Genomic DNA, 590 nt, shown 5'->3' on the forward strand with positions numbered 1-590 from the left:
ACTTGGTTAAATTCTTCTAGTTCGTAGGCACCTTTGGTATAAACGACATGGGCATAATGGCCGTATTCTAATTCTTCTTTTAGGTCGAATTCTGGTAGGACTTCATGTAGGAAGAAGCGAATGGGCATGTCATGGCTGACGATTAAGACGTGGATGTCTTTCTTTTGGGTTTCCATGCGGACTTCTAGGGCGTCGTCATGGATATCCAACATAGCTTCTTCAATCCGGTTCCAGAAGGTGATAAAGTCTTCAGAATTACCTTCTTCATCTCGGTCCACAAGGTTTTCGATGATGAGTGGGACGTATTGGGTGGAAGGGATTTGATTGATCCGCATGTCGTCCACTAATTGACTAATGGATTTTGGCCATACTTTCTCGATATCTTGATCTTCTAAACCACCGAAGTTGTACTCTCTAAAGCCTTCAACTGGGAATAGTTGGAGATCATTTTCTTGTTTCATTAAGATGCGCTCACCTGTTTCAATACACCGGTCTAGATCACTTGTATAAGCTAAATCAAATGGGACATCTGCTAGGGTATCAGCTACTTGGTCGACTACACGCATGCCGACACGTGTAACTGGTGAATC

General features: G+C 43.1%; 1 protein-coding gene. It reads right to left on the reverse strand.

Translation table 11 applies throughout. From position 1 onward, the window contains the following. Positions 1-590, reverse strand: a 590-nt coding sequence (locus ACRCJ0_RS18635) for a histidine phosphatase family protein (RefSeq protein WP_431391683.1), incomplete at both ends; no start/stop codon positions are given.

It is taken from the genome of Aerococcus sp. L_32, from assembly GCF_050689315.1.